The sequence below is a fragment of the Planctomycetaceae bacterium genome, assembly GCA_041398825.1.
Lineage (GTDB): Bacteria > Planctomycetota > Planctomycetia > Planctomycetales > Planctomycetaceae > F1-80-MAGs062.
Genome location: JAWKTX010000001.1, coordinates 363,088 through 380,816, shown reverse-complemented (window position 1 = coordinate 380,816; position 17,729 = coordinate 363,088). Strand labels below are relative to the sequence as shown.

Sequence of the window (17,729 nt, the reverse complement as noted above, 5' to 3'; positions counted from 1 at the left end):
TCAGCGGTCGAAATAGTCTCTGCACTATTTCGGCCGTTTTTTCGTAATCCCGGGCAGTATGCAGATTCAGAGGCTGGAACAGTGGACATCAGCGATCGCACTAAGCTTGCTCGGCTGAGCCTGAAAGGGCTTTCGATCGGAGACGCTTTTGGACAGCAGTTTTTCGCGACGCCCGAATTGCTCATGTCGCGACAGTTGCCAACCTACCCCTGGACCATCACGGATGACACAGTTATGGCGGTCAGCGTGGTGGAGACACTCGAGGAGGAAGGCCATATCGCCCCCGATCTGCTGGCGCAGAAGTTTGCCGAACGGTATTCGGCCGATCCATGGCGCGGCTACGGTGGCACGGCCCATGGGATTCTGCAACGGATAGGAAAAGGCGTGGCATGGCAGGTCGCAGCCGGTGAAGTCTTCGATGGTGCAGGTTCGATGGGAAACGGTGGCGCGATGAGGGCCGGACCAATTGGTGGCTTCTTCGCGGACGACATAGAGGCATGCATTAGGAATGCCCGTTTATCAGCAATCGTTACACATGCACATCCTGATGGTCAGGCCGGAGCGATCGCCGTGGCAGTTGCAGCCGCAACCGCACACGACCTCCATTCCACCGCTGATCCACGACAGCTGCTCGAGGCAGTGATTCAATATACACCGGAAGGCCCAACACATTCTGGACTCAAAGAAGCTCTGGAAACCCCACTGGACTATGACGTCCGAACAGCGGCTGCCAAGCTTGGCAGTGGAGGAAAAGTGATCTCTTCTGACACCGTTCCGTTCAGCCTGTGGTGTGCAGCAAAGTGCCTGAGAAATTACGAAGAGGCCATGTGGACGACCGTCGCGGACTGGGTGATCGAGACACCACCTGCGCGATTGCAGGTTCTGTGGTCGCTCTGGCCGTTGGCAGCAACGGAATACCGCAGCTCTGGCTGGATCACCGTGAGCCATTAAATTGTTAGCAGACTGCTGCAGAAAGTGCCCGGGCCCATGAAGAAGGTGACTCACCGGAACAGCGTCTCCGAAACGCTGGCGGCGATACAGAAATACTGACAACAGGACACACCGGAAAGTGCCAGTGGCTTTCTCTAATACGCGGCTGGGCTGAGGGCCGACTCTGACGTTTTGCCTCAGCAATCAATGTCCGAGTATTTGGTTGATGGCGGACTCCAGTTTGACCGCCGATTTGTAGCGAAAATGCTTTCCCGGTATTCGAACTCGATGACCATCGACTGCGATCAACTCGAAGATACCCTCTGCCACAAAAACACCCTGCAGGTCGTCCCAGCAGATCGCCCCGGCCCCACATTCGGGATAGCTATAATGAAGACCCTGAATGCTGATCAGCAAACCAACACGGCCGTTTTCAGACTTTGACCACGAAGGCGCAAGCGCCATGATTTCACGAGCGTCAATGCCTCGCGCGTAGGTCTTGACTGCATTTGCCCGCAGCTCCGATGGAATTTTCTGTGGGACGTTCGTATAGACGCCGTAATCCTCCAGTCCGGCCAGTTCGTCCTGAACGATCATGAATTGCTCTTCTTCATCCTCAATCTCCGTTTGAAAGTCCGGTGCGAAGATTCGATAGAGCCCGGGGTCTCGCCAGTCTCCAATCTGCTGCAACCCGGTCTCCAGCAGATCCCAGTCTTCGTCCTCGATTGAATTCAAGATGCGATCGATATGCCGATTGTCCGTTGTGACGATGTCCACAACCACTGGATTAAAGTTGCTCCAGTGAGCCTGACTTTCTTCCAGATCCTCGTACAGCGAGACAGTTGCGACCTGCTCACCAACCTCCGGTAACCCAGTCGACATCTTCGCCAGCGGCTGCGGGAGAATACGGATTACATCGTAGTCACCCGAACCTTTGGTCAAATCCGTAGTCACAGCGACCAGCGGAGGATCGAGACTGAATATCATTGCGGGGTTCACGCAGCCAGCTATGAAATGCGTCTTTACTTTCTGCCAGTACAACCCGACCGCTGCCAGCATCATGCAGGCCGGTATGAATGCACTCCAGGTCAGTGGCACCATCGCGAAACAGGCCAGACAGCAACCATGCCAGATGAAGACCCACTTCGGAAACGCTTTCACCCATCGCGGATAACTGATCCGCAGCAATCCGGGGTTCGACGCTGAAGAACTGGACTTGCGACGCATTTCGTCGAGTTCACGTTTCATTGCCGGATCAACGTCCGACAAGTCCCGCGGTTTTCGACGCTTAGGGGTGGGGCGAGAAGGCCGCGATTCCTGTCGATGCGACCGGCCTCGTCCAGAAGGCTGAACGGGAGAACTGGATTCCGTTACCTCAGTGATCGTCTCGGGATCAACATCAATAATCTGGACATCAGGAACCAGAACGGCAGCCTGACAGCTTTTGCATCGAATGCGTTTACCGGCCAGTTCATCCGGAACGCGATACCGTTTTCCGCATTCACACTGCAGTTCGATCATTGATGATTTGCCTATTCTGTCCCACCGAATTGCTCACGATAGGCCTGGATTCGGTCGTACAGTTCGTCAGTTACGACAATCCTGCCTTCAATCTCCCGACCACGGAGATAGTCCGAGATTTCGCAGATATCCACAATCGCAAATGTATCCATATGGAATTCATGACGGAGCTCCGTCAGAGCGTTGAGCTCGCCAGTACCGCGTTCCATGCGATTGACGGAAACCACCAGGCCGGCAAGCTGCACATTGGCAGCAGCCATCAGTTGCGGAACGGTTTCACGAATCGACGTGCCCGCCGTGGTGACGTCTTCAACAATCAGAACGCGCTGACCGGACTCTGGCTGATGCCCCACAAGAGTGCCACCTTCCCCGTGATCCTTGGCTTCCTTTCGATTGAAACAAAACGGCACATCAATACCCCGGCGGCTGAATTCCATCACAATGGCCACTACCAATGGAATACCTTTGTATGCAGGGCCAAACAGGAAATCGAACTCAATTCCTTTTTCCTGAATCGCGTCCGCATAGAAACCCGCCAACTGATTCATCTGATGGCCAGTTCGATAACGACCCGTGTTGATGAAGAACGGTGTCCTGCGACCACTCTTGGTCGTAAAATCTCCGAACGTCAGCACATTCGAACGAACCATGAAGTGAATGAAGTCTTGCTTATAGGTTTCCATGAACAATCTGTTTCAGCTGAGAAAAGGTCGCCAGTTTTCGCGTCAGTCCACAATCATTTGGACGTCGAATTTTAGCGAGTGATGTCCTTCTGCCGAAACGAGCCCGCAATTTCTCAGGACAACCTTCACGAAAGAAATCCGACCACAGCACCCGGCGAAAGTACCCGACAACAATGGAAGTCCATTCCTGGACATGGTGACGCAGAATTCTGCGCTGTTGTCCGCGCCGGGGAGGTTTGCTGACAAGAACGGTCGCAGTTGAATTTGTGTTTGCGAATCGATGTTCAAAGCCATCGATGCCCGTCTGACTCATCGGTCCCCGCCGCATTCCTGCTCGTAACACCACACTTTCAGAAGAAGAAGCCAACCCGGCATCCAGCATCAATTCGCTCGCAGTAAACCCAGTTGCCACGGGATCTCGCCATATTTCTTCCCCTGTTTTTCCTCATTTGTGGCGCCCTGAAACAGGAATTGCAACTTCGCCGGATCAACCTCCAGCCTTTGATTCGTACCGCTGCGAATCAGTTCTCCATGGCTGATGGCGTCCGTCCAGCGAGGCTGAGGTTGAAGTACATTCTTCAGCGACGCAAACGCCTCATCTTTGCTGGCAGCCAGAGGCTTCCAGGGGCCCTCCGGTTTTTCGGACACGTAGGATTTATAGTATCGAAAACCATATCCGTTCTGTTCTTCAATGATGGTTAGATACTGATCCTTACCGAGGATGCGATAGGTGTGGCTGGCTTCGAAGACGGAATCTTCTAAAGCCAGCACAGGGCGCGACCAGTGGTTGGGAAAGTCAGTCAGTGAGGTCTCGCACCTCCACATTTGCCCATTGTTGGCAGTGAAGAACAGGTGAGCCTTTTGTTCATTACAAATGACCCAGAAGTCGATCCAGCCAGGAATATTATCTGGTCGCTTTTTGAACATCGGAGTAAGCGGCGTCCAGGAATCCGGTTGACTGATGTCGTCGGTTGTTGAAAAAGCCGGACGAAAGGGCTTCTCTCCCCATGATTCATCACTGGCCTGACAAATCAAATACCACTTGTTGTGCGGTTCGAAGAAGAAGACCTGCGGCGCGCAGAAGTAAGTCTTATGCATTGGCAGGATTCGGCGAGGGGCCTCGTTCGCATCGGGCCAGTCAGCAAACGATGTGTACATGATCGCATGGCTGCGTTCTGTACCCCGAACGGTTGCGAACAAGTGCCATTTGCCCCCATGCCTGACAATGGAAGGGTCCTTCACCGAATGCCAGGGCCAACCATCCACGGCCCTCGCTGTCAGAAGTGGTGCGGAGGACGTCCACTGCAGGCTGTCGGAAACGCTTGGTTCGTCTGCGACCAGACGATCATCGTAAATTCCAGACAGAATAATGCCCACGTACATGCTGCAGCTGAACAAAGAGCGGGAAGCATTCATCGATTGATCCTGATCAGAGACGCAACGAAGTCGCGGTCCGGAAATCACAACTGACAGCAGAGGCTGCTACCAGTGATATTTCTTACCCACGGACACCGAAGTCTCGCTTCGCCCGGTCACCTGATCAACGCCCAGCAGGCGGATCATCAGCAAAGATTCTGAGGCCGAGCTCCCCCGCGTCGGCTGAAAAAACAATCGACCTGCATTCCATTCCTCAGAACCAAACCGACCAATGACGGCAACTTCACCACGATGCAGTTTCACCTGAAACTGCTGTTCATAAAGTGGATAAACGCTTTGCCTGACCGGCAATTGATCACTGTTGCCGACCACGCTAAGCCGCAATGCCCGCGTTCCGGAATGAATTTGTGGTAACACAGTCAACAGAACCCAGTCTTCACTGGCCTCTTTTACTGTCACCTGAACGGTACACCGCAGGTTGTCGGTCTGGCGCATACCGTCCAGCCCTTCGATCGACTGCAGCGGTATTAATGACGAATCCAGCTCCTGCTGAACTTCCAGTCGTGTGGAGCCGCCTTCGAAAACCGGAAACGACGGACCAAGTGGGATCTGCGTCGTCGCGTCCGGCATATCAGAAGCCCCGCTGGAAACAGGAACTTTTCGGGCATCCTGAGCCAGACTTTGCAGCGCCCAGGGAGTCGAACCGCTGGCAACGCCGATTCGAAAACCGCTGGCGTTCAATTGTTGTCGCTGATCCGGCGACATCACACCACTTTCATCCAGTTCTTCCCAGACGAGCGTTCGGATTCGGGCATCATTGGCCGGGCGATGCACGATATTCGCTTCGAGCTGCGCGACATTCAGTCTGGGAGCTCCCTCGTCTGCCTCAGCCGCTGCGTTCTCCGTTCCCCGCAGCTCGCGCCACGTAATCCCAAGCCCGTTCCCGGATTCACCCGATCGAAACAGCGCGCAACCACACACAAACAACATCAGCGTTGCTGTCGTGAGCACGCGCACAGACATTCGCGGCGACACCTGGTGAGGAGGAGGGAACTAACGAAAAACGAAGAGAACAGACAGCATCCTGTACAATGTTCAGGACGAGAAGTGGGAGATCGATGGAAGAACTTGAAGTTCATCTTGAGAGAGGACCCGCAAACTAAGAGAATTCCACGTTCGATGTCAACAGGTGTTCCAGCACGGATGCAGTTCCCCCGGGAATTACCTACAGAAGCCTCCACTCACATCATTAACGCCAGGTCCCCAGCACTCAGGTCCCCACACAGAAATCAGGTTCAATGCCTCCTACGTTTCGTATTGGTGAAGGCCACGACATCCACCGCACCATCGCCGGACGCCCATTGATGCTTGGAGGCCTGTGTATTTCCGATGCGGAATTCGGTCTGGATGGCCACAGCGACGCCGATGTCCTGCTGCATGCCGTCACCGATAGCCTGCTGGGAGCCACTGGTCTGGGCGATATTGGGCAATGGTTTCCCAATACAGATGATCGCTGGAAAGGCGCAGATTCTGCCGAACTTCTCACAACTGTGCTCGCCGCCATTCACGAACGAGGATGGCAGATTGGCAATCTGGACTGTACGATCCATGCCGAACGACCTCGCCTGACCGATTGGAAGCCAAAAATCCGAAAGCGACTGGCTCAGTTACTGAAGGTGGCCGAAGATCAGGTCAACGTGAAAGCCAAGTCGGGTGAAAAAGTGGGTCCTGTCGGTCGACAGGAAGCCATCTCAGCCGATGCGGTCGTGTTGCTCGTTCAGGTTGCGGCTATCGATCTATCGTAAGCTGCCTTCGTGAGTCGCTCGCACCTTCCGATTCCACACATCTGATGGATGACCGATTTCTGCGGACCTCACACCGAAATTAATACCGTCGATGGATTCGCCGGTCTGACCGCAGGGAAGCCATGATGTCATTTGCCCTCAGGCCTCACCATTTCATGCCTCGTCAGGTTCGCTATCTGGGAATCGATCCCGGCCTTAATCGCACAGGTTACGCGCTAATTGAACGCACAGCCGCAGGCCCATTTCTCCGCGAAGGCGGCATCATTCAGTCCACACCGAAAACGCCACTCCATAAACGGGTCCACGAAATTGGCACAGGACTGCAGGAAGTGATTGACGAATTCCAACCGGAAATCGTCGCCATCGAACAAGTCTTCTCCCTGGCAAAAAATGTCAAGTCGTCCATTCTGCTGGCCCACGCACGCGGGGCCATTCTGATGACCGTCGCAGGCGCCAATATCCCCATCGTCCATTACACGGCAACACAAATTAAACGGTTGCTGACCGGCAGTGGAAAGGCCGGAAAAGAACAGGTTCAGCATGCCATCAAAGCCGAATTGAAGCTATCAAGCCTGCCTGAACCCAACGATGTTGCCGACGCTTCGGCTGTCGCATTATGCCTTTACCATTCTGTGAAGGTCGCCGCCTGATTTCCGTGACGGATACTGATCTGACCTGACAGCCTGTTGAAAACAGGACTGGCGTGAGCAGGAAACCTTAAAACACGATGGATTCCGGTCGTCCTGCGCGCCTGTCCCGGTTTTTCAACGGACAGCAAACGCAGCCGTCATCCGCCACAACGGCGGCCTCGCTTGCCCGGCTGCGCAACGGAAATCTCACTGACATCGGTCTGCCAAAAGCGGTTTTGAGCGAATCGTGATGATCCGCTATGCTCCGGACTAACATAAAGCAGCTTTGCTATTTTCCCGAGGCCCCCCGGCAGGGATTCTTTCACGTGTTTCGTGAGGTGTTCTTTGATCACGCGAATTACAGGCACTCTGGTCGATCTGAATGATGTCCGAGCTACGATTCGGATCGGCGGCTTCGAGTATGAAGTCCTGATTCCGGACCTTGTCCGCCGCCAGTTGCAGTCAAAATTCAACGAAGACGTGAGCCTCCGTACCATTGAATATCTGGATGGTAATCCCCAACAGGGGCGACTCACTCCTCGCATCATCGGTTTCACGAGCGACGCCGAAAAAGAATTCTTCGAGCTGTTTTGTTCTGTCGATGGAGTCGGCGTCAAGAAAGCACTGCGTGCCATGGTGCGACCGGTTCGAGAAGTTGCGGAAGCCATTGAAGAACAGGACGTGAAAACACTCAGTACACTTCCTGGCATAGGGCCGGCTGTCGCAGAACGTATCATTGCCAAACTGCGACGAAAAATGACCAAGTTTGCCCTGATGATCGCAGCAAAACTACCCGCCGAAGAAGCTTCCTCATCCGACCTGTTCTCCGAGGCATACGAAGCGTTGATCAGCGTGGGCCACAGCCCACAGGATGCCCGAACACGCATTGAAACCGTGATGGAAACGAAGAAGAAATTCAAATCTGTGGAAGACATCCTGGCAGAAATCTATCAACGACAACGAAGCTAAATGCCAAATCACCGGCATCTTGCGGTGCGTTCCGAGACCAGCAGGTCAGCGAGTTCTTTCGTCGCCTGGGTTGTCGGGAGGGCGGAGCCCGGCAGAATCGCTGCCGGTGGCGTGAGCCACCGTTCTCAAGTCCTGGGGAACAACGGCCGGAGGCCGACACATCATGTTGTTAATGAGCCAGGGTGAATCACGGTGCGGGTGAATCAATTTCTGGATTTGGTTCCTGAAACCTTTTCTCGCTCGCCCGCGGCATAGGGTTCGCCGGAATTCACTGCCAGCCAGAGTCCGTTACTCAGACAACTCACGATCTCGCCGTTTGCAACATCGATGTGTAAATACCTCAGCGGCCCAATTCAGGGGGCTGGCGATCATATACTTCAGGACAAATTGAATCAGATGGCCTGCGGGAGCCGGAAGACCAAAGTCTGTCACGATTGATGGTGTTTTGGCGAGCGGGATGCGTCAGCGTCCCGGTATGGGATTCGGTGCTGAAGCTATCGTGTGTTGGTGTTGACGTAGATGTACCGGCCGGATAACACCGGACCGCTCGCCGGGTTGCGTGTTGGTGTTGACCTGGATCTACCGGCCGGCTGACGCCAGGCCGGTCGCCGCGGGGGATCTACCTGGGCACGATCATTCCGTCTTCGTATGTCCACACCAGCAACGGGGTTTGCTGGTTGATGATGTAACGAATGGCGGCGATGACGGAGTTGTCGGAATCGAGTTTGCGTTTTGATCCGGATTCAGTCCATCGTGAATCCGATGGCGGCTTTCCCCATTGAAGATTCAGGGCTCGGCTTCCGTAGCTTTTGAAGTCGCGAAGAATGGTCTCCGAATCCGGGTCGCTATGCACGTTGACGCCAACACGAAGATGATTATCCATAATGGCCACTCCCAGCAGTCGCCAGCGTCGGAATGAAGCCGTGCAGTGAAACTGAGTCAGCAGGACTCGGGCTTGTTCCCGAGTTAACCGAATCGCATCACCCTTCATTTGCAGTTTCGACCAGCGGGCCAATGCATCCGAATGAGGTATATGCTCTTGTCCGAGTTTGTTATGTTCGATCATAACTCCGGATTGATCATGGAGGATTCCCGTGGCTCCTCGCTTGTCACCGGGAAGAAACGTGCCATAGGTTGTCCATGTCAGGAACCAGAACCAGTCGTAGTTAAGATCGTTGATGTGAGTCATGGTGCAGCACCCATCCACCCGGCGAGGCCGGTAGGTGTTTCAGTAATTACTTGACACCGCATTGTGTATGGGTTCAACCGGTGTTCCGCAAGTGTTTTTGGCGAGCGGGATGCGTCAGCGTCCCGGTACGGGATTCGGTGTTGAAGCCATCGCGTGTTGGTGTTGACGTCGATGTACCGGCCGGCTGACGCCAGGCCGCTCGCCGGGATGATTTTGGTTTACAACGGCGATTGGCTTGTGTTTATTGGCGAACGGGATGCGTCAGCTTCCTGGTATGGGATTGGTGTTGAAGGCGTCCAGTGGTGGAAAGCACTAAAGGGTAAGCGCTCGAGGGGACATTCTGAATGGACCTTTGTTCTTCGCAAACCAAGGATCTCGCTGGTTACAACATCGATGTCCTGAATACGTCAGCGGCACCGATCCCAAGCCCAGTGGCCGTAGCAAACCTTCCTCACAAGAACATTCAAGCGTTTGCGAAGCCACGACAATGTACGAAACTGAGACGAGCTTCGCCGTAGTTCGCAGTATTGGAGTGCAGTCCAGACATGAACAACAATCAGAACCAACACGGGGCTCGAATGGCAGGAGGCTTATCAGCACAGTCGACTGGCTGACAGCGGTGGATCATGCAGACTGCGGTCACGGCCAGTTATAAGCAAATGTCCCCGCAGCATGTCATTTCGTGGGCAAATCGCGAATTGCACCCAGTGTCTAAACCAACCGGTACCTCACCCGGAGTTTTCCGGTGATGAGGATTCACTCCGGTGTTGGTTCTCCGTTCTCATGAGTGCGCTGGCTGTTACAACATGGCAATCCCAGAGCCTTTAATCGTAGCAGCAGGATTAGGATTGACTGGGGTCGCTTGTCTGGAATGGCATCACCTGACTGCGGCACGCAACTGGAAGAAATACCTCGCGTACATGTGTCATATCCCTTTGGTACAGAAGTTCTGGATAGTATGTGATTGTCTTATCGGAGCGTTGCTGCTATTACCTGGTCACCGGACGTCTTTGAACTTGGTCTTATGATGGGCCTGGCACCCGACTGAGAAATCTGCAAGTGGGTCTGCAGATTCATTTATTCAGCTTGATCTTCGATAACTTGTCCTTGGCACTAATGGGGACATTCACAATGTCCCCATATTGCTCTCCCCCGGTGATCAACACCAAACGGCAGGCCGCGTTTCGGAAAAGGGAACTGTTGCGCCCCTTCTCGTGCTGCGTGACGAGATCAGTTGCCTGAAAAATCGAGCGCGCGCTTCCTCGAATATCGCTTACGAGCACTCAACAATCCAAACAGTTCTCTGCGCGTATATCAGTTAATTCGCACACTCGCAGGACCTGACATTTCAACATCCAGCGTTCGCGGTCAATCGCCGCCTCCTGAGGCAACTGGTAAGGACGTTTGATTCGGAACGGAATGCCGGCCTGGCGACGCTCATCAAAAACACCGTTTTCGTCGATAGTCGCCCAATCGTGATAAACGCGTTCCAGTAACTGCAGCAGACTTTGCATTCTTCGCATTGAGCGGGATCCTCGATTGACGAGCTGAACAAATCGACCTTAAGCGACCGCTCAGCAAGTCACAGTGACTAAAGTTCACTGTGTGCAACGTCGTTGCTTTCGTCTCGACCGACTTATCAACCACACGGCTCTTGTCATCATAACGCAGGCTGCCATCATCTTCTTCGCCCAAAGATCTGACTGATTGAATCAATGTTGACATCTTCAGCAAAGGTAAGCTGCTAGAAATTTTTAAGGCCTTGCTGTCGTCACACCATTGCGAGGCTCGCACATGGGTCAGACAAGCTGGTCCAAGACCATCTCGACATAGTTCAGATTGCGTTTTAGATCAACGCAAGTAGATGCTCACGGAACCAGGACTGGAGCAAGTTGGCGACACCAACGATGATGGTACATGTTGCAGTACAAGCTTCTGGACGGACGCAATCCGCAAGGGACTCCGCCGCACGCACCGACCCTTCTTTGAATCGAACATCCATTCAAAGGCGTACAGACACGCCGTGGAAAACGCATCCAACATTTCGAGTGACTCAGGTCCTGAACAAGCCACGTCAAACCGATGCAAGGCGTCGGTATATCTTGCTTCATGAACTGCCAAGCATTCGTCACCTTCGCAGCATTATTGCGAACCAAGGTCGACTATATCGCTCAATAACGTTTTCTGCTGATAGCGGAGCGTTTTCGCCAAACTCGCAGGCACCAGCTTGCCATTCCCCGCTTCGAAGCATTTTGTGAGAATCCAGATCTATCTCGAGCCGTTTGCGAACTCAGTCACAACTATCCCCTCATCGTGGCATCAGCACATCATCCCACTTTAGATGCGGCTCGCCAGGCTTTGATGGTCTGAGATGGGGTCGTCACAAAAGCGGTTGTTCGTTCCCTGAATGTTTGCTGATGGTCTTCGACCAAGCTCAATCCGCATGATTCGATCTGCATTCCCGTGTAATCGAGCTGCCGCCGACCAACCTGTGACTCCTGAAAGTGAATAATGTGCCCGACATGTCGTGAATTCAAATCCGATTCCGGCATGCTTTCCCAAAGGTTACGAAGTCCACCAGGCACAGGAAACCAGCGATGGAGTGATCCGTCCTCATCTTCAAATGCGAATTTCTGCTCCAGTCGAAATCTGTCCCTCGACCTTAATCTCTGGATGGAGGCGAAGTTGTCGAAGACTTGTCCGGCCGATCTGTGCTAACTCTTCAGCACAGGAGCGTCGAGAAAGCACCCTTGCCATTTTCAAACGCAACGATGCAGCCCGAAATCACTTCAGCCGCTCATGAGTTACAGACGTTTGCTCGTGACAACGCTTCTTTCAATCAGCAAACGCAATACGCCCTACATCCTCAGGACGTCACCCAGTCACCCGAGATAACTGCTCCTCATCTTCCTGCAACTTCAGTTTGCATACGAAACATAACCGTACCCGGGCTCAACGTTCGTCGATTGTTTCACCGAATTGCGCGAAATTATCGTTTGCCGTGGCATCACGCAACCATTCTGGACGATCACTTGGGTCCATGAGTTGGTCTCGCTAGATGGAACGTACCGAAATGCCCCGGTGGCTGTAACAGAGCATTGCCCCCACCGACCAACGGAGCCTCAATGCACTGTGATCGTTATCATCGTGAAACCGTCTCACTGTTGCAGCTCCAAGAACGATCCCGGCACTTCTTGAGGCTATAGATTTCGACGAAGAACTACTGCAAATGCGAAAGAGCACATACCACACGCAAGAACGATGCTGACCTCATCTTTCCCAGAGACGTACTATGGAACTGCCAAAGATCGGATGATAACACTGGGGGGGGGCAGTCAACGTACTGACACATGTGAATCAATTTAATGAGTAAATAGAAGTATTGGTGACAATTTACGCAGAAGCCAAGTGTCGGGAAGACAAAAGGCGGGAAGGTGGGCGCAGTCGGGATTTCGGTTGGCGAATCTGAAGTGCAAAGGAGATGCAGCAAAAGGGATCCGGTGGTCCGGTTTCTTTGACTGTGTTGCGTCTGCTATCCGGCAAGATCTTGTCGATAGCACGCACGAAACGCATTTGTCCGGGTGGTGAAGTCGCGTCATTTTGATCGCGACGTTGCCGTTGGTCTGGCGTTTCCTGTCTCATGCCACGACAGAATTCTCCCCGGTTGTGTACGGTTGCCGCCGAACAATAGAATGAATTAGGGCTCTGCTGCTGGTAAGTGGCTCAGGACCAACATCGCTTGCCGCCCGCAGCCTCTGGTTCTCATCTTGCTCACAACTGTTCGGGTTCGTGTTGCAGATTTACCTGAGGGCATTACGAGTCCAGGTATCGTTGATTCTGACTTCAGTCGCGTGAATGGCCTCCACCGTCCTTCATAAGCTGGGTCTCCATCCCTCTCATCTTTTAACACATCCGAGTCCAACTCCATGTTGCCACATTTCGCCAGCTTAGTGCAGTCCCTGAGTGCAGTGGCCTCCTGCCTCCTCTTCCTGCCACTCACCGTCAACGCCAGCATTGAAACAACTTCCAATACGCCCAGCAGTCGCCCGAATATCATTGTCATTCTGGCGGATGACATGGGGTATTCTGACCTGAGCTGCTACGGAAACGATCGCTACACAACGCCGCATCTGGATCGGCTGGCGGCTGAAGGAATGAAGTTTACCGACTTTCATTCCAATGGAGCTGTTTGTTCGCCGACCCGCGCGGCGTTTATGACAGGGCGGTACCAGCAACGATGTGGTATTGATGAAGTCATCACTGCGGACCCCGCCGCAGGGAAGCGGGATCGTCTGGGCTTGCCGGACCATGAAATCACACTCCCTGAAGCATTGCGAGAATCAGGTTACCGGACCGGCATGTGCGGTAAATGGCATCTGGGATACACTGCTCAGTTCAACCCGACGAAACACGGTTTCAATACATTCAATGGATATGTGAGTGGGAATGTCGATTTCCACACCCACATTGATCAGGCGGGATTCGAAGACTGGTGGCATAACACAGAACTGCACCCGGAAGCCGGATACTCAACACACCTGATTACAAATCATGCGATCGAATTCATCGAAGAAAACGCCGGCGGCGAGAAACCCTTTTTTCTGTACGTCGCCCACGAAGCACCGCACTACCCGTATCAGGGACCATCTGACCCACCTGTCCGCGGCCCCGGGGCTCAGGAACCTCTGAAAGAAAAGGCTGAAATCCAACGGGCCTATCGAGAAATGGTTCAGGAAATGGACAAGGGTGTCGGACAGATCCTGACTGCACTGGAAGCAAAGAAGATCACCCAGAATACGATTGTCTTTTTCTTTTCAGACAATGGCGGTACGCGTGAAGCGAACAATGGACTGTTGCGAGGATTCAAAGGATCACTTTGGGAAGGCGGCCATCGGGTCCCGGCGATTGCTCGATGGCCCGGCACTATCAAAGCCGGAGCCACGACGTCACAGACAGCCATCGGCATGGACCTCATGCCAACATTTCTGGAGCTGGCCGGCGCCAAGACGAATGAAGAACGCAAACTGGATGGCTCCAGCCTTGCCAGCCTGCTCACACGGCAGACACCACTTGCTGAACGAACTCTCTTCTGGCAATTCAACCAGTCGATGGCCGTTCGTCGAGGTTCATGGAAGCTGATTAAGAATGCGCCGTTTCTCTCCAGGATACGCCAAGAGAAGGCTGCGAACGAACCCACCGTCGCGCTCTTCAACCTGGAGGATTCGATCGGCGAATCCGTCGATCTGGCAACCACCATGCCCGACATAGTTGAAGACCTCCAGACTCAACTGGAAGCCTGGCAACAAGACGTACGGGCCTCTCACACGACGTCTGCGGAATGACGTCTGCGGAGTTACGCCTGAACCAGGTGGCTTCGACCGGACCGCTTCAACTGAGGCGGCGGCGTGAATCGTCCATACAAATTCTCACCCCCAACAGCGGGATGGACACGGGCTGCCATAGCGAATCAGAATACCGGACCAAAATCGCTTATTCTCAACCGCTGCAGAATCATCAAGGGAAAGAACGGAATCATGTCGAATCCACGTCGTATTGTCATCGTTGGCGGCGTTGCAGGTGGAGCATCGGCTGCAACACGAGCTCGCCGATGTAATGAACACGCAGAAATCATTCTGCTCGAAAAGGACGACTACGTTTCGTTTGCCAACTGTGGGCTTCCGTATCACATCGGTGGAGAAATTGCTGAGCGGGGCAAGCTGCTGGTTGCAACGAAGGAACTGCTGGAAAATCGATTTCGACTCGACGTGCGCATCCGACAGGAGGCGATGCGAATCCATCGAGAGTCAAAAACGGTTACGATCCGCAACCACGTCGACGGCAGTGAATACGAACAGCCTTACGACAAGCTGATTCTGACTCCGGGAGCCTCTCCGTTTGTGCCACCGATTGAGGGAGCCAGCTCCAGCGGCGTATTTACGCTTCGAAACGTAGCGGATATGGACCACATCTGCGCGGCGGCAGAGACATCGAAGGATAAGAAGGCTGTCGTCATCGGGGCTGGTTTCATTGGCCTGGAAATGGTGGAACAACTGGCCCATCGGGGGTTTCGTGTTTCCCTGGCCGAACTGTTGCCGCAGGTTCTTCCCCCACTGGACCCGGAAATGGTGGAACCGATCCATCAGGACTTGCGAGCTCGAGGAATTGGATTGCACCTTGGTGATGGAATCAAGCAGATCCTTCACAATGATGAAGGACAGGCGCAAGGTGTTGAACTCACAAGCGGCACTGTGCTGGAGGGCGACCTGATCATCCTTGGGCTGGGGGTTCGAGCCAACACAAAGCTGGCTGTAGATGCAGGGCTGGACATTGGTAAGACCGGCGGCATCAGCGTCAACGAGTATCTGCAAACATCTGACCCGAATATTTACGCCGCAGGCGACGCCTGTGAATACATCTACGGCCCGACCGGCGAATCCATGCGTGTTCCACTGGCCGGTCCTGCAAACAGAGCAGGGCGGCTGGCAGGCCAGCATGCTGCCACCGACCACTGCGAACCAACAGCGCCTGTCTGGGGGACTGCAATCGTTCGTGTGTTTGATCTGACCGCGGCAATTACCGGCTTATCCGTGAAAGCAGCCAGACGTTCCGGCATTGAGGCTCAAAGTGTCACGGTCGTTGCCGGACAGCACGCGGGCTACTTCCCGGGAGCCACTCCGATCACGTTGAAATTGATTTACTGCCAGCAGTCCGGCAAGGTTCTGGGAGCTCAGGCGATTGGCAAAGACGGCGTTGACAAACGCATCGATGTCATCGCCACGGCACTCTCATTCGGAGCCACGGTCCGGGATCTCGCCGGCCTTGACCTTTGCTACGCCCCCCCGTTTGGTTCAGCAAAAGACCCGATCCATCAGGCAGCGTTTGCCGCCTGCAATCAGCTGGATGGCCTTGCGCAGTTTCTTGATGCGGATCATGACCTGACGGGTCTGCAGGTGGTCGATGTACGGACGACCGGTGAAGTCAGCAGAGTCCCACTGTCGTGTTGTGGCGACGCAATCAACATACCGGTGGACGAACTTCGCTCCAGACTGAAGGAGCTGGATCCTGCACGGGAAACAGTTGTGAGCTGCGGTGTTGGTGTTCGAGGACACGTTGCACAGCGAATTCTACGACAGAATGGATTTGAACGTGTTGCCAATCTTTCGGGCGGTGCAACGGTTCGCAATCGAGCGGTCACAGAATAACCTCACCCTTTCGCAGACTCACCTGTAGAATTCAGGGTTGTCGTTCCGCCCAGATGTGAACGCGAAACCTGCCCTGTATGCTCTGCCCGGTAAAATCGTCGTTCTGAATGATCCCATTCCGCTTTTCGCTTCGGTACGAAACAATGCAAAACGCGCGTCCGCAAAGAAACGGCCACTGTTCACTTTCGACCGGGATGGCTCGATTACTGTTAGGTTTGGTTTTCAGCTGCCTGTCGGGAACCGAGTTGCCCACATCGAATGCCGACGAGAAGGCGCACATCACGGACGATTTGATTTTCTACGCTGGATTCGAAGGAACTCTCGAAGCACAAGTCTATGTGAAGGATGGTGACGGGCGAGTCTACACCGCCGATACGCCGGCCCGAAAAAAACTGGAACCGGGGATGCATATCCCGGAAGTCTCCATCGCGTCCAAAGCGGGCAGGCACGGTGATGCCCTCCGGTTTGCTGCAAAATCCGACACTGTGCTTTGCTACAAAGCTTCGGTCAATGGAATGCAACCCACGGATCACTGGAGCGGAACCGTTTCTTTATGGCTTCGATTGTCACCAGATCCGGACCTTCCGGCTGGCTATTGCGATCCGTTGCAAATCACATCAAAGAAGTGGAATGACGCGGCATTCTTTGTCGATTTCGATCAGACCCTGCCCAGAGATTTCCGGTTGGGCGCGTTTTCAGATCACGATTTCTGGAACCCGTCTCAGATCAAATGGGATGACATCCCTGCGCAGGATCGCCCCATGATCGTGGTGAAACCGCCTTCATTTTCCAGGGAAAAGTGGACGCACGTGGCATTCACGTTTGAGAATCTGAATTCCACTCGCGGCGACGCTGCCTCCACCCATTTGTATATCGATGGAAAATTGCAGGGATCACTGCACAAGCCCATGCAGTTTACCTGGTCCGGCACAGAGAGCAGGGAAGCGATTATGATGCTGGGAATCAATTACGTGGGGGACATGGACGAACTTGCCATTTACAAACGGGCTCTTTCTGCCGAACAGATTCAGCAGCTTTTCATGCATCCCGAAGAATACGCAGGTCGCCCCCGCTGACTGGTGACATTGCCGGCAGTGCAAAGCTAAACTTCCGACCGGCGAGAGTTTTGACTGCCGGTCGCGGAACGGCGACCCGGAGATTCACTCGGTTCGAGATGCGAAAGGTTGCTCGAATGTCTGAAACCAGCATCGACACCATTGCGGAAATCGGAAGCGCTGCCGGAAAGATCTGGGCTTTTCTGAATGAAAACGGAGCCTGTTCACTATCGCGACTGATCAAAGAAACGGACGTGTCACGTGACTTGGTGCTTCAGGGCATCGGCTGGCTGGCACGGGAAGACAAACTGGTCTTCAATAAAGTTGGGCGAGGTCGAACCATCGCACTCAAACAACAAGAGAATTAGA

General features: G+C 53.8%; 14 protein-coding genes. 8 read left to right on the top strand and 6 right to left on the bottom strand.

The features are described from left to right. Window positions 1-81: 81 nt before the first annotated feature. Entirely contained in the window at window positions 82-951 is an 870-nt protein-coding gene (locus R3C20_01345) for an ADP-ribosylglycohydrolase family protein (protein MEZ6039120.1), read from the top strand. A gap of 183 nt (window positions 952-1,134) precedes the next feature. Here R3C20_01345 and R3C20_01340 read toward each other — a convergent pair whose 3' ends face one another. From R3C20_01340 to R3C20_01325, 4 genes are all read right to left on the bottom strand, one after another. Continuing rightward, a complete protein-coding gene (locus R3C20_01340) occupies window positions 1,135-2,451 on the bottom strand; it encodes a DUF3239 domain-containing protein (GenBank protein ID MEZ6039119.1) in 1,317 nt (438 codons plus the stop codon). 11 nt (window positions 2,452-2,462) lie between these two features. After that, complete coding sequence (gene pyrE, locus R3C20_01335; GenBank protein MEZ6039118.1) at window positions 2,463-3,134, bottom strand: orotate phosphoribosyltransferase; 672 nt, start codon at window positions 3,132-3,134, stop codon at window positions 2,463-2,465. A 381-nt stretch (window positions 3,135-3,515) separates the two neighbouring features. Continuing rightward, window positions 3,516-4,550: a non-reducing end alpha-L-arabinofuranosidase family hydrolase gene (locus R3C20_01330; protein ID MEZ6039117.1), complete on the bottom strand. Its 1,035-nt coding sequence runs from the start codon at window positions 4,548-4,550 to the stop codon at window positions 3,516-3,518. A 66-nt stretch (window positions 4,551-4,616) separates the two neighbouring features. Next, window positions 4,617-5,534: a hypothetical protein gene (locus R3C20_01325; GenBank protein MEZ6039116.1), complete on the bottom strand. Its 918-nt coding sequence runs from the start codon at window positions 5,532-5,534 to the stop codon at window positions 4,617-4,619. A 275-nt stretch (window positions 5,535-5,809) separates the two neighbouring features. Between R3C20_01325 and ispF the strand changes: the two genes are divergently transcribed. The 3 genes from ispF to ruvA all read left to right on the top strand — a co-directional run bounded on the left by ispF (window position 5,810) and on the right by ruvA (window position 7,914). Then, window positions 5,810-6,316, top strand: coding sequence for a 2-C-methyl-D-erythritol 2,4-cyclodiphosphate synthase (ispF, locus tag R3C20_01320; protein ID MEZ6039115.1), 507 nt, complete (start codon window positions 5,810-5,812; stop codon window positions 6,314-6,316). A 122-nt stretch (window positions 6,317-6,438) separates the two neighbouring features. Next, window positions 6,439-6,966 carry a crossover junction endodeoxyribonuclease RuvC gene (gene ruvC / locus R3C20_01315; GenBank protein ID MEZ6039114.1) on the top strand — a complete coding sequence of 176 codons (528 nt, stop codon included), beginning with the start codon at window positions 6,439-6,441 and terminating at the stop codon, window positions 6,964-6,966. A 324-nt stretch (window positions 6,967-7,290) separates the two neighbouring features. Next, entirely contained in the window at window positions 7,291-7,914 is a 624-nt protein-coding gene (gene ruvA, locus R3C20_01310) for a Holliday junction branch migration protein RuvA (protein MEZ6039113.1), read from the top strand. Window positions 7,915-8,533: 619 nt separating this feature from the next. Here ruvA and R3C20_01305 read toward each other — a convergent pair. Both R3C20_01305 and R3C20_01300 read right to left on the bottom strand, forming a co-directional pair. After that, window positions 8,534-9,103 carry a hypothetical protein gene (locus R3C20_01305; protein ID MEZ6039112.1) on the bottom strand — a complete coding sequence of 190 codons (570 nt, stop codon included), beginning with the start codon at window positions 9,101-9,103 and terminating at the stop codon, window positions 8,534-8,536. 1,283 nt (window positions 9,104-10,386) lie between these two features. Next, window positions 10,387-10,626 carry a hypothetical protein gene (locus R3C20_01300; protein ID MEZ6039111.1) on the bottom strand — a complete coding sequence of 80 codons (240 nt, stop codon included), beginning with the start codon at window positions 10,624-10,626 and terminating at the stop codon, window positions 10,387-10,389. 2,403 nt (window positions 10,627-13,029) lie between these two features. Here R3C20_01300 and R3C20_01295 point away from each other — a divergent pair. The 4 genes from R3C20_01295 to R3C20_01280 all read left to right on the top strand — a co-directional run bounded on the left by R3C20_01295 (window position 13,030) and on the right by R3C20_01280 (window position 17,728). After that, on the top strand, window positions 13,030-14,445 hold the full coding sequence (locus R3C20_01295; protein ID MEZ6039110.1) for a sulfatase: 1,416 nt from the start codon (window positions 13,030-13,032) through the stop codon (window positions 14,443-14,445). A gap of 192 nt (window positions 14,446-14,637) precedes the next feature. Further along, the gene (locus R3C20_01290) at window positions 14,638-16,305 is read left to right on the top strand and encodes an FAD-dependent oxidoreductase (GenBank protein ID MEZ6039109.1); all 1,668 of its coding nucleotides are present in this window, start codon (window positions 14,638-14,640) and stop codon (window positions 16,303-16,305) included. Window positions 16,306-16,550: 245 nt separating this feature from the next. Then, a complete protein-coding gene (locus R3C20_01285; protein ID MEZ6039108.1) occupies window positions 16,551-17,381 on the top strand; it encodes a LamG domain-containing protein in 831 nt (276 codons plus the stop codon). A 116-nt stretch (window positions 17,382-17,497) separates the two neighbouring features. Continuing rightward, the gene (locus tag R3C20_01280; GenBank protein MEZ6039107.1) at window positions 17,498-17,728 is read left to right on the top strand and encodes a winged helix-turn-helix domain-containing protein; all 231 of its coding nucleotides are present in this window, start codon (window positions 17,498-17,500) and stop codon (window positions 17,726-17,728) included. The last annotated feature ends 1 nt before the right edge of the window (window position 17,729 follow it).